Source organism: Pseudoalteromonas lipolytica, from assembly GCF_900116435.1.
Taxonomy (GTDB): Bacteria; Pseudomonadota; Gammaproteobacteria; order Enterobacterales; family Alteromonadaceae; genus Pseudoalteromonas; species Pseudoalteromonas lipolytica.
This window is the reverse complement of record NZ_FPAZ01000007.1, coordinates 15,503-33,620: the sequence shown is the minus strand read 5'-3', so window position 1 is coordinate 33,620 and position 18,118 is coordinate 15,503. Positions and strand designations below refer to the sequence as shown.

General features: G+C 41.6%; 14 protein-coding genes. 4 read left to right on the top strand and 10 right to left on the bottom strand.

Going from position 1 to position 18,118, the window contains the following annotated elements:
- Positions 1–8 precede the first annotated feature (8 nt).
- Both BM378_RS08560 and BM378_RS08555 read right to left on the bottom strand, forming a co-directional pair.
- Positions 9–3,263, bottom strand: coding sequence for an nSTAND1 domain-containing NTPase (locus BM378_RS08560; RefSeq protein ID WP_074988983.1), 3,255 nt, complete (start codon positions 3,261–3,263; stop codon positions 9–11).
- Between the two features lie 316 nt (positions 3,264–3,579).
- Positions 3,580–4,770: an MFS transporter gene (locus BM378_RS08555; RefSeq protein WP_065978589.1), complete on the bottom strand. Its 1,191-nt coding sequence runs from the start codon at positions 4,768–4,770 to the stop codon at positions 3,580–3,582.
- Between the two features lie 250 nt (positions 4,771–5,020).
- Between BM378_RS08555 and BM378_RS08550 the strand changes: the two genes are divergently transcribed.
- Together BM378_RS08550 and BM378_RS08545 are read left to right on the top strand one after the other, a co-directional pair.
- A complete protein-coding gene (locus BM378_RS08550) occupies positions 5,021–5,872 on the top strand; it encodes a universal stress protein (RefSeq protein WP_074988982.1) in 852 nt (283 codons plus the stop codon).
- Positions 5,873–5,999: 127 nt separating this feature from the next.
- Positions 6,000–8,132, top strand: a complete 2,133-nt coding sequence (locus BM378_RS08545) for a TonB-dependent receptor plug domain-containing protein (RefSeq protein ID WP_074988981.1) — start codon at positions 6,000–6,002, stop codon at positions 8,130–8,132.
- 66 nt (positions 8,133–8,198) lie between these two features.
- Here the strand turns inward: BM378_RS08545 and BM378_RS08540 are convergent, their stop codons facing one another.
- Positions 8,199–9,056: an AraC family transcriptional regulator gene (locus tag BM378_RS08540; RefSeq protein WP_065978586.1), complete on the bottom strand. Its 858-nt coding sequence runs from the start codon at positions 9,054–9,056 to the stop codon at positions 8,199–8,201.
- A gap of 231 nt (positions 9,057–9,287) precedes the next feature.
- Positions 9,288–9,428, bottom strand: a complete 141-nt coding sequence (locus BM378_RS08535; protein ID WP_074988980.1) for a DUF2986 domain-containing protein — start codon at positions 9,426–9,428, stop codon at positions 9,288–9,290.
- A 214-nt stretch (positions 9,429–9,642) separates the two neighbouring features.
- Between BM378_RS08535 and BM378_RS08530 the strand changes: the two genes are divergently transcribed.
- Complete coding sequence (locus tag BM378_RS08530; protein WP_230235588.1) at positions 9,643–11,076, top strand: dipeptidase; 1,434 nt, start codon at positions 9,643–9,645, stop codon at positions 11,074–11,076.
- A 51-nt stretch (positions 11,077–11,127) separates the two neighbouring features.
- Here the strand turns inward: BM378_RS08530 and BM378_RS08525 are convergent, their stop codons facing one another.
- The 5 genes from BM378_RS08525 to BM378_RS08505 all read right to left on the bottom strand — a co-directional run bounded on the left by BM378_RS08525 (position 11,128) and on the right by BM378_RS08505 (position 15,582).
- Entirely contained in the window at positions 11,128–11,556 is a 429-nt protein-coding gene (locus BM378_RS08525) for an OsmC family protein (RefSeq protein ID WP_074988979.1), read from the bottom strand.
- A gap of 241 nt (positions 11,557–11,797) precedes the next feature.
- Positions 11,798–12,940 (bottom strand): N(5)-(carboxyethyl)ornithine synthase, encoded by a 1,143-nt coding sequence (locus BM378_RS08520; RefSeq protein WP_074988978.1) that lies wholly within the window; start codon positions 12,938–12,940, stop codon positions 11,798–11,800.
- Positions 12,941–13,193: 253 nt separating this feature from the next.
- On the bottom strand, positions 13,194–13,340 hold the full coding sequence (locus tag BM378_RS08515; RefSeq protein ID WP_074988977.1) for a DUF2256 domain-containing protein: 147 nt from the start codon (positions 13,338–13,340) through the stop codon (positions 13,194–13,196).
- Positions 13,330–14,826, bottom strand: a complete 1,497-nt coding sequence (locus tag BM378_RS08510) for a cryptochrome/deoxyribodipyrimidine photo-lyase family protein (protein ID WP_074988976.1) — start codon at positions 14,824–14,826, stop codon at positions 13,330–13,332. The genes BM378_RS08515 and BM378_RS08510 overlap by 11 nt, the downstream gene beginning before the upstream one ends.
- 156 nt (positions 14,827–14,982) lie before the next feature.
- The gene (locus BM378_RS08505; protein ID WP_036966872.1) at positions 14,983–15,582 is read right to left on the bottom strand and encodes an FMN-dependent NADH-azoreductase; all 600 of its coding nucleotides are present in this window, start codon (positions 15,580–15,582) and stop codon (positions 14,983–14,985) included.
- Between the two features lie 187 nt (positions 15,583–15,769).
- Here BM378_RS08505 and BM378_RS08500 point away from each other — a divergent pair, with 187 nt between their 5' ends.
- Positions 15,770–17,695, top strand: coding sequence for an alpha/beta hydrolase family protein (locus BM378_RS08500; protein ID WP_074988975.1), 1,926 nt, complete (start codon positions 15,770–15,772; stop codon positions 17,693–17,695).
- A gap of 26 nt (positions 17,696–17,721) precedes the next feature.
- Here the strand turns inward: BM378_RS08500 and BM378_RS08495 are convergent, their stop codons facing one another.
- Positions 17,722–18,105 (bottom strand): putative periplasmic lipoprotein, encoded by a 384-nt coding sequence (locus tag BM378_RS08495; RefSeq protein ID WP_036966879.1) that lies wholly within the window; start codon positions 18,103–18,105, stop codon positions 17,722–17,724.
- Positions 18,106–18,118 lie beyond the last annotated feature (13 nt).

Genomic DNA, 18,118 nt, shown 5'->3' with positions numbered 1-18,118 from the left:
TTTATTTTTTATAGTTCAAAGTTAGTGATACCTAACTCAATCAGTTTGTTTTTTAGTGTATTGATTTCACTTTCTTTATTTAAGCAAGTATATGCTTGAATTAGGGGGTAGGTCATTTTAATGCTTTTACTACCATTATTGTTTTCTTCGATTGTATTAATAGTTTCTTGGCATGCTTGTTGTTTTGATATTTTGTCTTTAGCGAGCTTTGCTTTAATTAAATTAGCTTTTATTAGTGCAGAGTTGTTTTCTATTTTGCTAGTGTCAGATATTCTCTCAATAAAATCTGAGTTGCTTTCTAGTTTTAATAGTAGCTCTTCAGCTTCATTTAAAAGGTTTCGATTTATTAAATAATGAATCACACCTATTTGAACGTTTATTAAAGTCGTATCTGAAAATCCCTGTTCATCAATGTAACTTAAAACTTCTGGTACTCTGTCACTTGTTTTACTTTTATCTAATAGCATTAATTGATATGCAAGCGTTCTATAAAAAGTGCGTTGAAACTTTTGATTTTTTGGATCTTGGATCCTAGCTCTATTAATCGCATTAGTTGCTTTTTCTGCTTTTAAAAATGCCGCTCTCTTATTTGGGAAGTAGCTCAATAAAAAGCTTTGTTGCATATAAGTGTTTGCTAAATAATTATGTAAGCTTGCATCATTCGGTGACGTTTCAAGCATGTTGACTAGTTCTTGAGTGGCTTGTTCAAGCAGTTCGAGAGCTGCGTTCAAATTACCTAGCCTTTCTTCTGTGGTTGCAATCCAACTAATGGTGTCTGTTTTATCGCGTAATAAATTTTTGTTATTAGGTTTTAGCTCAAGGGCTTGGTTTTTAAGTTTTAAAGACTCAGTAAAGCTCTGCTTTGCGAGTGCGTAATTAAACTGCTTTAAATACAGTGAACCCAGTGAATTGTGTGAGTAAGATAGCTCCATAATCGAATTAAAGTCATTAGGGGCAAGCTGATACATTTTTTCGCTGTAAGCCAAGTAACGTTTAAACATTGGTTCAGTAGCTAGGTAATTACTTTGCTCATAAGTTAAGTTACCAAGCCAAAAAGCATTAGCCCCTGCAAGCATTAAAACATCAAGGTTGTTGGGTTGAATTTTTAGTAAAGATTCTAGGCGCGTTCGCGCATTTTCAAAGGCGGTGAAGGCTTCGTCGGTTTTGCCGCGCGAATAGGCGACTTCGCCCATGGCCTCTAAGGTTTGAGCGTATTGAAAGCGGTTATTAAACTGAGCTTGTTTATCGCTAAAGTCAAACAACGAGGCAGCTTCTTCGTCTTGATTGGAAAAATACTCAAGAGCCTTATTGCTAATACCATCCAGTAAATCCATACGATTAACGCTTCTGAGTTTGTCGGCAAATTCACCGACCATAAAACCCAATAAACTCTCAGCTTCTTGGCGTTTTTGTTTTGCTACTTGCTCTGCATGGTAGCTGCGCACGCTCATAAATGTGGCAATAAAGGTTAAGCAAACAAGTGCAGCCACCGTTATTTGTAACACGCGTTTTTTACGTTTCGCTTTATTGCTAGAAGCTTTAATTAACGCTTGTTCGTCGCTTGATAAGCTAAACATAGGGTTTTTAACTAGGCTGTGTGCTTCTTGCAGCGGTTTGCCTTGGGCTAATAAAAAGTCGCTGTGTTTTTGTTCAAGCAGCCAACGCTCGGTAGCTAGTTGCACGCGGCTCTTTATTGCTAAGCTTTGTTGGTGTTCTTGCACCCAATCGATAGCGCGTTGCCAATGGCGCAGCAACGCTTCGTGGGCAAGACTAAAGCAGGCTTGCTCATTTTTAAGGTGCGATACAAACAAGCGGCTGTCGACCATAGCCTGAACAAGTTTGGTTGCAGCTGGGCTGGTTAATTCGCTCCAACGTGCTGCGCGGCTGGTGAGTGTTTCGCCATCTGGGTTTAGCGTGATCAGCTTTGAAAGGACTGCGGCAAGTTCAGTTTGTTGTTCTTTGGGTAATTGGCAAAATACCTGTTCGGCTTTTTGACCGATGGCTCCTTCGATGGTGCCTAGGGCTTGGTATTCAGTAAACAGCAGTTCGTTGTCTGGGCTGCGCTGCAAGTAAAGCTGTTGCAACGTGTATTGCAGCATTGGCAATGCATCTGGGTTATTGGCGGTGTCGTTACAAAGTTGTTCATCAAGCGGTGTGTGATGCTCTGGGTGATGTTGCCAACTTAAGCCTGCTGCAAGTGCTGGCAAACGGATCATTTGCTTAAGCTCAGAGCGCGTTGGCGCTAATAAGTCAAAATGTGCGCCATTGGCTTTACCTGCCATTAAACTTGGTTGACTCACTACTTGTGGGTAAAAGTCATTACGACAGGCACTAAAAATGATCATGCAGCCACTTGTCGCTAAGCATTCTATGAGTTTTAAAAACTGACTGCGCTCGTCGTCGCTAAATACCGGTGATGACAATAGCACTTCGAGCCTGTCGATAAATAAAAATAAATAGGGCGTAGTGTGCTCTGTATTTAGCGTTGCAAGGGCTGCTTTACAGCGGGTAATAACCTGTTCTGGATCTGTTAATAACAATTCAGCCAGTGTATCGGCGCTTATATCGCGAAGTACAGGTGCGTCGTTTATTTCTAAATCGAGCAAGGTTGAGGCTAAATCAAGGAGTAAGCGCTCTTTACTCACATCGGCAAAGTCGAGTTGGCAGTAACTGTGTACTCTAATGCCATCGTAGCCATTACTCGACATTAAAGCGGGCAATACACCTGCGTTAACTAACGACGATTTACCTGAACCACTGGCCCCCAATATTAAGCAAAACGCGCGACCAAACTCTATTTGAGCCGATACCCTGTGTAATAAGGTTTCTATTTGTTTATTACGGCCAAAAAACACATCGGCTTGCTCAGGTGCAAACGCACTTAAGCCAACAAAAGGCGAATCACCTTGCCAACTGGTTTGGCTGGCTTTTTGTTCTTCGTTGAGCACAAAGTTGATTTCGGCAATAACGCGGTAACCGCGTTTACGAATGGTTTCGATGTACTGCGGATCACTGGCTTTATCGTCAAATGCTTTGCGTAGCTGCGTGATCACTTTATGTAGCGGGTTATCGCCAAGCGCTACATTTGGCCAACAGTGATTGATAATTTCATCGCTGGTTAACAGTTCACCTTGTTTTTCGCATAGCAGCAATAATACATCCATTGCTTTTGGCTCGATGTGTTTTACTTGCTCGCCACGTCGTATTGAATTTGTGCTGGGGGTAACTTGCCACTCACCAACGAAAAACAGCGCCGTACTCATAGTGTTATCTTCTTTTTATTAAAATTAATCGCCTGGACCGATTTTGTTCATGCCACGCACACTCTTGATTAATACTATATTATGAGATTGACGGCAAGTGTGTTGCCTTTTTTGAAACAAAAAAGTCAACATATCGAGTGTATATACGTTTTTATAAAGTGTATTTAACGTAAGAATCGAAGAGGTATTTCGGGATGAATAAAAAGAGAGTAGCAAGTTGAAGGAGGCGTTTTAACGCCGAATGGTAAGCCATTCTTGATTAAACGCCACTCCTTCTACGCGATATGAAATCGCGGCTACAAATTTGACTAACTGGTTAACTTTCAACGCGTAATTTTTTCATTTGTATTGCGCTTAATGACCACATCATAAAGCCGCCTAAAAAAAGGGCTGCCGAGACATAACCCGTTTGACTGGGCAATGCACCTTGGGCAATGGCCATACCACCAAGCCAAGGGCCAATGGCATTGGCTGTATTAAATGCGCATTGTACGAGTGCACCTATCATGGCATGGCCTTGTGGTGATACATCCATTAATAGTGATTGAATAACAGTACCCAAACCAACACTAAAACCAATAAAGAAAATCACCGCATAAAGTAGCCAAATATTGTGGCTGGCACTGACATAACTTGCTGCAAATACGACGGCACCTATAAGTGCTGCCCCTGTGGTTTTTAGTGGTGAATGGTCGGCTGCCTTTCCTAACACATAGTTGCCTAAGGTGCAGCCAATACCAAACATGATCATAGCGATTGATATAGTGTAAGCGGGCGTATGAGTCACAATTAAAATAGTGTCGGCAATGTAAGTGTAAACACAAAATACGCCGCCAAAACCAATAATAATGATGCCTAAAATAGTCCATACTAGCTTGTTTTTCAGCACACTTAATTCATCTAGAATTGAAGTGGGTGATGAGTTCTTAACGTTTGGTACGTATTTTACAATTAGCACTAAGGCAACAAGAGCAAGCACTGCGGTGCCAGCTAAACAATAGCGCCAACTAAAGTTTTGTCCCACTAACGTCACCATTGGTACACCCACGATGGTCGCCACGGTTAAGCCCATAAATACTTTTGACATAAAGCTGGCTCGTTTGTCGGCAGGGGCAATGTCGGCGGCCAGTAAAATAGCGGCGGCAAAATAGGCTCCATGGGGCAAGCCACTTAAAAAGCGAAATAAAATCAATTGCTCAAGAGAATGTGAAAAAGCACTTAAGCCATTGAATAAAAACATCATAGTAACAAACATAAGTAGGGCATTACGTTTTCGCATATTGGCTGTGGTGATCATAAAAAGTGGCGCACCCACCACCACACCAATAGCATAGGCGCTAATGGCATACCCACTTTGTGCCGGAGTTGATGAAAATGTTTCGCTAATAAGCGGCAGCATTGGCATCATTGAAAACTCAGAGAGGCCAAGAATAAATGTTCCTAAGGCTAATACGATTAAGATTGTAAAGGTGCTTTCGCGGCCTTGAGTTTTGGTGACGTTAGTCATGTAACTCCTTTAAAACATGTTTTAAGAGAAATAGAAAATGCCAGAACCATGTTGCGTTCTGATGATAAGAGGTGCTATGCGCTATTGTAATACAAATAAAATAGAGTAAACCAGCACTTTTTGGAACGTTCTATATTAGTTTGCTATAACGAATAAAGTTGAACTTCTTAAGGCTGAGCATTTCAAAATAAATACAAATATAAATCCCAACTATACTGTGTATATAGACTTGGCTTTGGAGGGAGTGGCAATGGAAAAGATATTCGCCTGTATTGATGGTTCAACTATCACCAGTGCAGTGACAGAGGCTGCTATTTGGATAGCCAAACGTACTTCGCACCCCATACGTTTTTTACATGCGCTAGAGCCTCCTTTGCAACAGGGTAGTGATGACCTTACGGCGATTATTGGCTTAGGTTCGCAAACATCATTACTTGAACAGCTTGCCAAACTTGAACAAGAGCGCAATAAAGTCGCTGCTCAACATGGCCATTTACTGTTAGAGGAAGCTGTAAAGAAAGCTGAGCATGCAGGGCTGACCGCTGTTGAAAAACAACAGCTTTCAATGAATTTAGTCGATGCGTTACTGACACACGAAGACAGTGCCAGAGTAATGATTATTGGCCGCGCAGGAAAAGGACACGGTGATAATTTTAAGATGCTAGGGTCGCATATCGAAACCTTAATTCGTCAAGTTCATACTCCTGTGGCAATTGTGCCGCCGCAGTTTCATGCTCCCACTAATTTTATGCTGGCTTACGATGGCAGTGACAGTACTGACCAAGCAATAAGCCAAATTATTAAAGGGGGGATTTTAAAAGGCTTAGGTTGTCATTTAGTCATGGTCGATAAGCATGATGGTCATTGCCAAGATAAGCTGGACATCGCATCGGCACGCTTAGCAGAGCATGGGTTTAATGTGAGAGCACGCATGCTCGATGGCGATGTATATGAGGCGTTATGGCGTTATAAAAGCGACCATGCCGTTGATCTTATGGTGATGGGGGCATTTGGTCACTCTAAATGGCGACAATTCTTTTTGGGCAGCACCACATTAAAAATGCTTGAAGATAGCCGTATTCCGTTGGTGGTATTACGCTAGTATTTTACGTATTTTTTGTATTCTGTAAGTTTTGACTGCGCAGCGGGTGCGACAATATGTCACGTGTTCAGCCAAATTAATGCGTTTTATAATCGGTTTATAAATTAACTTTTTGTTTTATAGACTTATGAACACGCATTTAACTCCCCCTCGTTTTTTAGTTACTAAAGTTGCTGCATTGATTTGCGCTATTTTAAGTGTCTCTGCTGTTGCTGATGATTCGATTGAAGTGATCGAAGTGCAAGGTCATGCCCAAAATAGTCATCAATTGCTTGGCTCTGCCGATTCACTGTTATCTGATTTAGGCGTTGATTTTTCAGCGGCGGGTGGTGTATCAAGCTTACCTGTATTAAATGGCATGATGGGAGACAGGGTTAAAGTATTAGTGGATGGTGCGGATGTCACTGCGGCGTGCGCTAATCAAATGAACCCACCCTTGTCCTATGTCTCTGCTAATCAAGTAACATCGTACAGTGTTGTTGCGGGGGTATCACCGGTTAGCAGCGGGGGCGATAATATTGCCGGGGTTATTCGTGTGAATACTATTGCGCCCGAGTTTAGCGATTCGGAACAGCTCACTTGGCGCTCAGGTTATACCACCGCACAATATAAAAGCGTTAGCGACAGCCAAGCCTATGGGCTAGGTATGGGTATTGCGAGCAACAATGTAAGCGTGTCTTATCAAGGCAGCTTTGAAGAGGCTAACAGTTATAACGATGGTCATGGGGAGCGTGTACTCGACACGTTATATCGTGTGCAAAATCATGCATTAACAGGTGCTATTCGTGATGATAAACAGCAGGTTATAGTAAAATTTAGTCATCAAAAAATTCCCTATCAGGGTTTTCCAAATCAATACATGGATATGACCGATAACACCAGCTATGGCTTAGTTGCTCAGTATAAACGAGAGCTTGAAAATGGTGATTTGCAGGTGCAAGTGAATGCGCATGATGTAAAACACAAAATGGGTTTTTTTAGTACAGAGAAACCCGGCATGATGCCTATGAATACCGACGCACAAGACTACAGTTATCAGTTGCACTGGCGTTTAGACTTATCTGCAGAATCGTCACTTTTGTTTGGGCACGAATATTACAGTTATCGTATCGATGATTGGTGGCCTGCTGTTGAAGGGTCAATGATGATGGGGCCGAACGAATACGTAAATATTAATGATGGTAAACGTAATCGTCTGGGTGCATTCGCAGAGTATGAAAGTCAAGTTAATCAAGCATGGTGGCTGTCGGCAGGCATGCGTATTGAACAGGTAACAACAAATACAGGCGACGTACAAGCCTATAACAAAGGGGCTATGGGCGGTGTGGGTCATATGAACTCAATGATGGACATGTCAAAAACCGATGCACAGGCTGCGATGGAATTTAATCAGCGGGATCGCAAACGTGACGATACTTTAGTTGATATTAGTCTGCTTGCACGCTACCAAATAAGTCGCAATGATGAGCTGCAATTTGGTTTTGCTCGTAAAAACCGAGCCCCTAATTTATATGAGCGTTACAGCTGGGGTGTTGGCACTATGGCAAGTACCATGATTGGCTGGTTTGGTGATGGTAATGGCTACATTGGTAATCCTGATTTAAAAGCCGAAACCGCTCATACGCTAAGCGCTAGCTACACTAAGCTGGCAAAAGATGATAGCTGGCAAATAACGGCGAATGCCTGGTACACGCAGGTAAATGACTATATTGATGCTGAAGTGACGCAAAGCTTTAACCGCACTGACAGTGCTCATACCAAGCGACATATTCTTACTTTTACTAATTTAGATGCGACGTTGTATGGGCTAAAATTAGCAGGCCTTATTGAGCTGTATAATTCGAAGCAAGCAGGTAAATGGCAGTTAAAAGGAGCGTTTACCAGCAATTATGGCGAGCGCGATGACAGCCACGAAGATTTATACCAAATTATGCCATGGCACACAGAGCTAAGCCTTGAACACGCATACAAAGGCTGGGAAAGTACCCTGAGTTGGCAATGGGTTGACAGTAAAGACAAGGTGGATGAGCGCCGATTAGAAAATCAAACCGATAGCTACAATTTATTAGCTATCTCAAGTAAAAAAACATGGCAAAATTTAACCTTTAAGTTAGCAATTACCAACTTACTTGATGCGTATTATCAGCAGCCACTTGGCGGAGTGAATATTGCTAATTATAAGCACGATATGCGCACTGGCTTTGAGCAGCTAGCAGGACAAGGTCGCTCCTATAATGCCAGTATCAGTTATCGGTTTTAGGCAAGGGGTTTTGTATTTGTAGGCGCGATGTCAAATCGCGCCTACAACCTGCTTACACGCTTCGTGTCACTTAATCGGCAAATAAATATCAGTTTGCAAATCACATTCATCCACCTCATGAATTAAATTGAGGTAATGAAAGAAACACGGAAAATCACGCACTTCTTCACCACTTTGTGGTAGCCACTCGCGGTATAAATAATACACTGTATCGCTAATCGTATCGTGTGAACCATTATGGCGCACTACGGCACAGCGTCCCGCTGGGATCTCGCCATTTCTGACTCCTTGTGGGTTATCAGGAATTGGCTTTGTAATGCTGCCGGCAAAGTCAAAACGAAAGGCATGATCTTCAGTTGTTGCAGGGTCACTGTATGGAATACCATAGGTGTTGCTGGTTTTAACCGGTGATAATCCTGAGCTTTTTCGCCAATCAATAAAATGTGCGGCGGTATTCATAAGGGTATTTGCAGCGCCTTGATGGGTTAATAAAGCAACGGGCTGGGCTTTTAAGTCGACAATGTTTACATTCATAAAACAGTCCTTTTTATCAGGTAAAGAAAATTCAAACTGAGAGTGCCAGTTAGGCCAGTTTGGTTTGCTTCTGAATTCACTAGGAGACTGTGTAAAAGTGCGTTTAAAGGCGCGGCTAAATGCCTCTGGGCTATCAAACTGTGCTTCGAGTGCAATATCAATCACTTTGACTTGATGCTCAAATGCTAGTCGAAATGATGCACGTTTTAAGCGAGCAAGTTGCGTGTACTTAGTCACACTGACTCCCACTGAAGCGGCAAATAAACGGTGAAAATGATATTTTGAACAACAGGCTACATCACTCAAGGTGTCGAGTGATAAAGAGTCATTGAGATGCTGACTAATATAATCACAAACATGCTCAATACGTTGTTGTTGCTTCGTTTTCATGATGACTCGTTAATGCTTATTCAGAAGTGTGTTAAGTGTGTCATGACCCTTAAATGGTTACCTGATTGAAATTGCGCATTTTGAGTTTAATTGATATTGAGTAAATAGGTAGCGTGCTAGCAGGTGTTGCTTTAGGGCAAAATAAAGACGCGCTAAAGCACGACCTAAAAATAGCGGGGATGAGATGTGCCCCAGGTTTATGCTAAAAAATTATGTGATGTAAAATCGCGGCTACATCTCATTTTCTTGTTGCGCTAGTTTTTCACGCTCAGCTTTTGAAACATACGCAGGCTTACTGCTTTTGTGTAATTTAGCATTGGCGCGTTTGTCTTTTTGTTTCAGTTTAGTGAAGATCTTTTTTCTACGGTTCATGGTACTTTGTAAGTTATGGGATAGGCCAGTCAGTATTGTACAGAGCAATTGCTCAGAAGCCGAGCAGTTTTCGTCGCACAAGAGATATCATGTCGCGATTATAACCGTTACAATCAAGGTCTACTTGCGAAAACCTTCTAAAACTCTGGAGCTTATCTTGAAACATTCATTACTTGCTGCATTCTTATTTAGTGCCTTTTCTGGTCAGGCTGCCATCGCTGAACAAAGTGAACAACTGGCTAACTATGCGGTCGAGCGCTATCAACAAGCACAAATTCATACCCTCGAAAATCTAGTTTCGTATCCAACGGTCAATAAAGAGGGCCTAGCTACGCCCGATAATCCAGACTTTATTGGCTTTAAATCATTTTTAAAAATGAAAGCGGCGCAGTTTGGTTTTGATTATCAAGATTTAGGCTACACAGTATTAATAGGCATGGGCAACCAAGCTGAGAAAGTAACGATTGTTACGCACGGGGATGTTCAACCTGCTGATGCCAGTAAATGGCAACAAAGCCCGTTTAAAATGGATAAAACCTCTGAACCTGGAAAGCTGATTGCCCGTGGTACTGAGGATGATAAAGGCGCAATTGCCACAGCACTCCATGCAATGAAAGCCATTAAAGATAAAGGGGTTACTCTAAATAACCGTATTGAACTGATGGTATACCTTGCTGAAGAGTCGGATTGGGCGCCACTTAAAGAGTTTATGAAAACCTACCAGCAACCTAAGTATGCGGTGACGATTGATGCGTCGTATCCGGTCGTAGTGGCAGAAAAAGGCTGGAGTTTAATTGCGCCAACATTTTCAGCCACTTCAGCGCAAACAGGCTTATATGTCACTGATTTAAAAGGCGGTGCTTTTGTAAGTCAAATACCAGAAGATGCCAGTGTGTTAGTGCATAATGCGGATGCCGCGACTGTGGCAAAATTACACGATAACGTTGGTAAACTTAAAAACGTGAAAGTGGCGATAAAAGAACAAGAAGAAGGTTTATTGGTGCAAGTAAAAGGGACCTCAGCTCACTCGTCTGAGCCGGAGTCGGGCGAAAATGCCATAGCGCATCTTGCTGAAATATTTAAAGGACTAGACCTTGAAAACAACAGCGACGGTCAAGCAATCGAGTTTATTAACCAGTTAATTGGCCTTGACTTATATGGCGCTCAGTTTGGTGAAATTGCTTATCAACATGATTTTATGGGGCCTATGACTGTGTCGCCAACATTGTTATCACGTGATGGGAATGAAATTAAGCTGTCGGTTAATATGCGTCGCCCTGTCGGAAAGCAAGAAGACGTATTAAAGCAGCAAATTAATAATGCGCTGACTGCGTGGCAAACACGTAATAACGTGACATTAAAAGACACTGATATTGTTATTGGCACGCCTATGCTGTTAGACAGCGCACCGCATGCACAAGCTTTATTGGATATTTTTAAGCACTTTACGGGTGATGAAGACGCGGGGTTTGTGTCGATTGGCGGGGGCACAAATGCAAAGCTGTTTGATAATGCTGTATCGTTTGGGCCATCAATGCCAGGTAAAAAATACACGGGTCACTCAGAACATGAGTTTATTACTGAACAGCAATTAGCGCTGAATTTAAAAATGTACACCGCGATGATGATAAAGCTCGGAAATATGTAATCATTTGCAAACGTAAAAACGCCACTTCAATGAAGTGGCGTTTTTGTTTAGTTAATTTAATTTTTGGCTAAGGGAAATTTCTGCATTCATGAGTTTTGATATAGGGCAACCTTGTTTAGTTTGCTGGCACAGCTCGTTAAACGTCTCTTCAGAGATATCAGCTATTTTTGCTGTTACCTCAAGAGCGATGTGGCTGACCTCAAAACCATCATCGACTTCATCAAGACTGACGGTGGCTTTGGTTGTAATGTCATCGGCAGTATACCCTGCTTCTGTTAATGCCAGCGACAGTGCCATACTGAAGCAACCACTGTGTGCTGCTGCAACTAATTCTTCGGGGTTCGTACCAGCCTTGCCCTCAAAGCGGGTATTAAACCCATACGGTTGTTTATCTAAAGCACCGCTTTGGGTACTAATACTTCCTTTACCTGATTTAATGTCGCCAGACCAGCTTGAATGTGCGGTTTTTTTAATCGTCATAGTCATCTCCTTTGTAATTATTTCGGCGAGTGTGAAATGCTTTCATGGTTTTCGCCAAAAAAAGTGTCACTTACACGATACGTTGCAACTTAAAGGCCAAGGTGACTGTGCACAAGCCGTTTGCTATGAACAAGTTAGTATGGCGTTAGCTGATTGGTAAGACGTTATTTTGCTGTTTGCGTTCAACTTAAGTTGGGGCAATTAACACCACATAAAAATAACGTCGATTTATTTTGTAAATTTAGAGGACCTGATAGGGCGATGTTAACTGGCGGTTTTGGAATGACAAAATAGCCTTATTTTTTACTATTCCGTTTTCAATATTGATGGCGCGTCGAATTGTTTCATCTTTTTGCCATTGCGCTCTTCCCGCTAACACGCTGGGTAAATAAACAATTAACGCAGCAGAGATTGAACGTGTTGCACTTTCCCATAAATAGCTAGGCGTGTGGTCAACAGCGTAATAATCAATGGTTTTATAACGAAACATTGGTTCGGCAAATGACGTGGGTTTAGCAAAAAAGAACCCCATACCTTCATCGCAACTTACATCTATAATTAAGCTATTCGGTTTAAGGCAGTCAGCCTCTGACTCAATCACAAAATGCACTGGGTTCGCTGTTTCTTGAAAAGTGCCATTAACAATAATATCGGCTTCACTAATGAGGTCGATTAAGGGTCTGTGTGTTCCGTCGTGTTCTACGACCATCATCCGGGCTTCTCCCTCAGAGCCTTGACGTACTTTAACGTAATGACAGTTTAAAACCTCTTCACGAACTTCATGATCAGGGCGTTGAATACAAATTGTAATGTCTCTAAAACCATGAGCTTGTAACGCATAAATTGCGCCACGACTAACAGCACCAAAACTAAAAATAACGGTTTTGCGTTGATTTCCGTAATGACCGTCAACCCCTTTTAATTGCAATGCATGGATAACGGCGCAGTAACCAGCCATTTCGTTGTTTTTATAAAAAGTGTGACGACCCGCATGCCCATTTGGTGACCAAACAAACATATCTTCAAAGGCTATTAAGGTTAATCTTCTATCTAATGCTGCTTGGGTAATATCGCGTTGTTGAACACAGTGAGCATACCCCCACAGAGTCCCGCCTTCTTTTAATTCGTTTAAATCGGCAATAACGGGTTTAGCGATAATCACTGTACCAAGGTCTTTTAAAAGTGCGCTGCGAGAGGCGATACCGCCTGTAAGCGCTGCGATTTCATCATCTGTTATATTAAAGTCTTTTCCGTAGCCTTGTTCAAAAATAAGCTGCTTTCTGTGTTCTTCAGGAATCCGTTTTAAGTGCTCTGGGTGAATAGGGTAACGTCGTTCATCTGTTTTGCGTGAAGTGCCAATGACGCCGATCTTTAATTTATTCATGCTACAACCTTGATTATATGTTCATTAACGCATGTGTTAATAAACTCGAAAAGGACTCACAGGCAAGCGAAAGCCTACGCTGTAAAGTGATGCATAGTAAAAGGTGTTAATAAGTGCTGAATGTTAAGCAGTGATAAATCAGGATTTTAACGTGCTATGAGTAACACGTTGGTTGTGCTGTAGTGTGCGCACACCGTGAGTATAACAGGATAACTGTTTGCTTTGTGAGCTTTAAGCCTCCTTTTAAATTGTTTTATTCCGCTTTGTTTTTAGTGTATTTACAACGTTCTGAGCAGTATTTAACGTGTTGCCAGTCTCGTTGCCATTTTTTACGCCATGCAAAAGGGCGCTGGCATACAGGGCATATTTTTGTCGGTAAGTTCACTTTTTTATGTGCCATTGTGTTGCCTTTGTAAACTGAGGATGTGCTTTTTGAGTACCGCTCTGGCACCATGTTTTACATCATCACGCTCTCTAAACGCCCACAACCTTTCGCGGGCTTCCTTTGCTGCTTGCGTTAAATCAACCATGGGCTCAGGGTAATCTTCACCCAATTTAAAATTATTAAATAACGCTTCCATTGGTGGCTGTTGCCATGGCTGGTGGATATATTCGATGGGTAAATTACTAAGCTCTGGGCACCATGTTTTAATAAATATGCCGTCTGCGTCTTTATCTTCAGATTGTTTTATGGGGTTGTACAGTCGAATCGTATTAGTGCCAGTGACAGAGGCTTGCATTTGTATTTGAGGATAGTGAATCCCGGGCTCAAAATCTAAAAAGTAGCGCGACAATATAAGACTGACACAATGCCAGTGAATATTTAAATGATGGGTCATAAAGCTGACTAACATCGCCCGCATTCTAAAGTTAATATAGCCTGTAGCTGCAAGACATCGCATACAGGCGTCAATAAGCGGGATGCCTGTGTTGCCGTGTTCAAACCGTGATAGGTGCTCGCTAACCTTGTCGTCATTTCGATAGGGGTAGTGTTGATACGCAGGATTTTGCGGTGCGAACTCCATGCTGCATTGAGTTTCAAACTTTTGCATAAAATGACAGTGCCAATGCAATCGTGATTCGAATGCATGCAGCGAACGGCGCCAACTCGAAGGGCGTTTGGGTAAGTAGTATCTGAGAGTTTGATACACTTGACGAAGGCTTAAGTTTCCCCATGCTAAATAGGGTGAAAGACGTGAGCACGACTCTTTGCTTTTTGATGGGCTCGAAATACCTTGTTGATAGCTCTGAGCTCTTGTCTCTATAAAGCTTTTTAATACGGCTCTGGCTGCGTGGGGTCCTCCGTGCTGAAACTGCTCATCATTTGTTTGATACTGTTTTACATGCTCGCAAGCACTGTAGCCCGAAGGTAAAATAGCATTAAAAGAATGCCAGTTAGGCGTGATTAAAGGTTGCTGCATCACGGTTTGCCAATGCTGCTGCCAATCAAATTGTGCTGGTCGTGCCCTTACGACTGCGCCTAAGGGCGTTTCATGCCAAACAATAGCTTTTTCTTTGAGCCATTTATGCACTGCTTTATCACGTTCAAAGGTATTGAGTAAGCCAATTTCTTGATGACTGTATATGGCCTTAATATCAAACTCATTAGATAAAGATTCAAGCAAGGCGATCATGTCTTGATTGTAAATTGCAATTTCGGCTTGTTGTTTTTTTAGCTGTGCATTGAGATCACATAATGACTGATAAACAAATCGCCAGTGACGGTGGCTATAATGAGGATCATCTAACAAAATTGGCTCAAAATTATAGATAAGCAAACAGGGTAAAGGTGAATCGGCGGCCTGTGCGAGTGGTGCATGATCAGAAAGCCGTAAATCACGTTTAAACCATACTATATTGATTTTTTGTTTCCCTGCAGTGGGCATAGCTTGATAGTTAATTGCTTGAACACGTGATTGATACGTATGAGAACGCAGATATGATTATTCAAGGAGAGAAATAGTTGATTATGGCGATGTGTACGATTGAATGGCGAGTATCTAAAAGTAAAAGCGGCCACTGTCATCGTGGCCGCCTCATTTTTACAGGTTATCTGTAAATGAACTAATTTGTTGCTCTGCAGCTTGCAAGCTTTGCTCTGCTCCCGGCATTGCTAAGCCTTCGGCATAGATAAAGTTAATATCTGAGATACCCACAAAACCAAGTACATCTTTTAAGTATTTAGTTTGTGTATCCATGTCGGTGCCTTGGTATATACCGCCACGAGCAGCGAGTACAACGACTTTTTTGTTTTCAAGCAAACCGACAGCGCCTTGCTCTGTGTATTTAAACGTAATACCAGCGCGTGCGATACGGTCAATCCATGCTTTGAATGTTGATGGAATACCAAAGTTATACATAGGCATACCAATAACAATTAATTCGTTATCAGTAAGTTCTGCAATTAACTCGTCAGAGATAGCCGCCAGTGCTTTTTGCTCGTCGCTACGTTCGTTAGCGTCAGTCATCCATGCTGCCATTTCTGTTTGCGTTAAGTGAGCAATAGCATCGTTGCTTAAATCGCGAGTGGTGACAGCAATTTGTTGTTTGCTTGATAGTTGCTCAACAAATAGCTGGCTAAGTTTAGTCGAATTACCTTGTTCACCATTTAAAGATGAATTTAACACAAGTACTTTTTTCATCATGTCACCTAAGAAACTGAATTGATGTAACGATTATAATGAGGGTATGAATGAAATAATAATGGTAAAAATTGAGTGATACGTTCGCTTTAATAGAACGGTTGCAACGCTGCTATAATTTCTGTTCGCATTTTTTAAATGCTTAATGTTATGCTCATTTAACAATTTTAAAAAAAAGGACTTTTATATGAAATACTTAATGCTAAGTATTTTTGTAGTACTGTGCTTGACTGCTCGCGCAGAAGAAAAGCCGTCACTGTCTGTTGAATCATTTGCTTCATTAAGATCTACCAGCCAGGTTAAATTGTCACCAAGTGGCACGCACTTATCCTTTATTCGTAATATAAAAGGTGAGCTGGTGTTAATGGTGTACAACCGCAAAACACAAGAAGCTGTTCCCATTATTCGCGCTGATAATCATACGATTTTCTTTGATTGGTATACGTGGGCAAACGATGAGGTATTACTTCTCGGTGCACGCTATATACAACGTCAAATTGGCGGCCCTAAATATTCATCTACTCGCCTTTATGCGTACAATATTAATGATAAAGGCAAAGCAAAGCTTGCCATTAAGCCTAACTATGGACGTGATGAGCGCCAACCCCAGTTTGCTGATCAAGTTATAAGTTTTTTACCTGACAAAAAAGATAAAATCTTGATTCAAGGCGACTTTGAAATAGCAAATACACCAGGAGTCTATGAGCTCGATCTTAACACGCTAAGAAAGAAAAGAGTTCAACGCGAGCGCAGCAAAGTGACCGATTGGATAGCTGACCGTCAAGGTAATGTGCGTATTGCTCGAAAAATGGATGAAGATGAATTTGAATATTTCCTGTATGACGAAGGTTCATTAGACCGCCGCTCATTATTCAAATTTAAAGCATTTAGCCAAGAGAGTGTGACAATATTAGGCTTTGATAAAGACCCCAATATTATCTATTTTAAAGCGCTTCAAAATGGCTATGACGCATTATTTAAAATGGATTTAACCACGAAAAAGCAAGAGCTCGTTTTTAGTGATGATAATTACGACTTTGATGGAGGGATTTTTTACTCTCCTCTGACGGGCGAAGTTGCAGGGTTTACTCATTCAAATATTGAAGAAGGGATCCGTTATTGGGATGACGATTTAAATAAGCTGTATACATCACTGCGTGCGGTGTTACCGGCTGATAAGTTTGATATTGATATAATCGATACCAGTGAAAACCAGCGCCAATATGTACTTTACCTGACAGGTGATGGAAGCACAGGAACATATATGCTTGGTAACCGTGACACCAATGAACTCACCGTGTTTGCCAGCGCGTACCCAGATATTGATGACAGTGTTTATTCAGGGAAAGAAAAAATTAGTTATAAGGCACGTGATGGTTTAACGATTGAAGGGTACTTAACCTTGCCCGTGGGCTATAAAGAAGGGGATACGTTACCAACAATTATATTCCCTCATGGGGGACCTATGGCGCGTGACTACTCAGGTTTTGATTATTGGACTGCTTTACTTGCATACAATGGGTATGCCGTTTTACAACCGAATTTTAGAGGCTCAAGTGGGTATGGCCATGAATTTGAAATGGCAGCAGTGCAAGGGTTTGGTAAAAAAATGCAAGATGATTTGCAAGATGCCGCTCTTTGGTTAGTTTCACAAGGTATCGCTAATAAAGATAAAATTTGCATCGGCGGTGCAAGTTATGGTGGTTACGCCGCGTTGATGGCTGTTGTTAAGCATCCTGAAACATTTACATGTGCCGCGAGTTTTGCGGGTGTCACCGATTTAGAACGCATTGTGAGTAAAGCGCGTTACTTTACAAATAAAGAAATTGTGCGTAAGCAATTTGGTACCGACGACGATGAGTTGGCAAAATACTCACCGGTTAATTTTGCAAAGCAAATTAACCGTCCAGTTTTGCTCGTGCATGGTTCAGACGATAACGTTGTGCCTGTTTATCATAGCCGTGAAATGGAAGATGAGCTGAGCGATGAAGGAAAAAATGTCACGTATATTGAACTCGAAGAGGGAGATCATTATCTGTCACATCAGCCTTATCGTATTACAACATTAAAAGCGTTTTTAGATTTCTTTGATGAACATTTAAAAAGCGACTAAAAAAGGCGACTTAGGTCGCCTTTTTATTAATAAGCTAATTCTGCATCAATATTTCTGACTAAGTTTGAAACCCAGTTAATGTATTGGCGGTGAATTTTATCGCCATCATAATCTAAGTTGATTGAGTCTTTGTAATCAATTGAGTACTCAGTGGCGTTGTAGTTAATATCAACACGCAGCTGGTGCTTTCTAATATCAAGCTTTCCTAATATTTTACCGTCTTCGCTCGCGCGACATGTCCAGCCAAGTTTCATACATGCTTTGAGAATATTTGTTTTAACGCTGTCAGCAGTGTGTGTTTTATTGGCGGTTTGTGGGACAGGGTTACTGTCGAAGTTACGAATAGGTACACTTGTACTGCACGCTGATAAAACAAGTGTAGCCGCAAGTACTAAGCAGAGCTTTTTCATGATAAATCCTTTT

Coding starts and splice junctions, on each gene's coding strand:
- BM378_RS08560 (WP_074988983.1), bottom strand. CDS start 3,263: ATGAGTACGGCGCTGTTTTTCGTTGGTGAGTGGCAAGTTACCCCCAGC.
- BM378_RS08555 (WP_065978589.1), bottom strand. CDS start 4,770: ATGACTAACGTCACCAAAACTCAAGGCCGCGAAAGCACCTTTACAATC.
- BM378_RS08550 (WP_074988982.1), top strand. CDS start 5,021: ATGGAAAAGATATTCGCCTGTATTGATGGTTCAACTATCACCAGTGCA.
- BM378_RS08545 (WP_074988981.1), top strand. CDS start 6,000: ATGAACACGCATTTAACTCCCCCTCGTTTTTTAGTTACTAAAGTTGCT.
- BM378_RS08540 (WP_065978586.1), bottom strand. CDS start 9,056: ATGAAAACGAAGCAACAACAACGTATTGAGCATGTTTGTGATTATATT.
- BM378_RS08535 (WP_074988980.1), bottom strand. CDS start 9,428: ATGAACCGTAGAAAAAAGATCTTCACTAAACTGAAACAAAAAGACAAA.
- BM378_RS08525 (WP_074988979.1), bottom strand. CDS start 11,556: ATGACGATTAAAAAAACCGCACATTCAAGCTGGTCTGGCGACATTAAA.
- BM378_RS08520 (WP_074988978.1), bottom strand. CDS start 12,940: ATGAATAAATTAAAGATCGGCGTCATTGGCACTTCACGCAAAACAGAT.
- BM378_RS08515 (WP_074988977.1), bottom strand. CDS start 13,340: ATGGCACATAAAAAAGTGAACTTACCGACAAAAATATGCCCTGTATGC.
- BM378_RS08510 (WP_074988976.1), bottom strand. CDS start 14,826: ATGCCCACTGCAGGGAAACAAAAAATCAATATAGTATGGTTTAAACGT.
- BM378_RS08505 (WP_036966872.1), bottom strand. CDS start 15,582: ATGAAAAAAGTACTTGTGTTAAATTCATCTTTAAATGGTGAACAAGGT.
- BM378_RS08500 (WP_074988975.1), top strand. CDS start 15,770: ATGAAATACTTAATGCTAAGTATTTTTGTAGTACTGTGCTTGACTGCT.
- BM378_RS08495 (WP_036966879.1), bottom strand. CDS start 18,105: ATGAAAAAGCTCTGCTTAGTACTTGCGGCTACACTTGTTTTATCAGCG.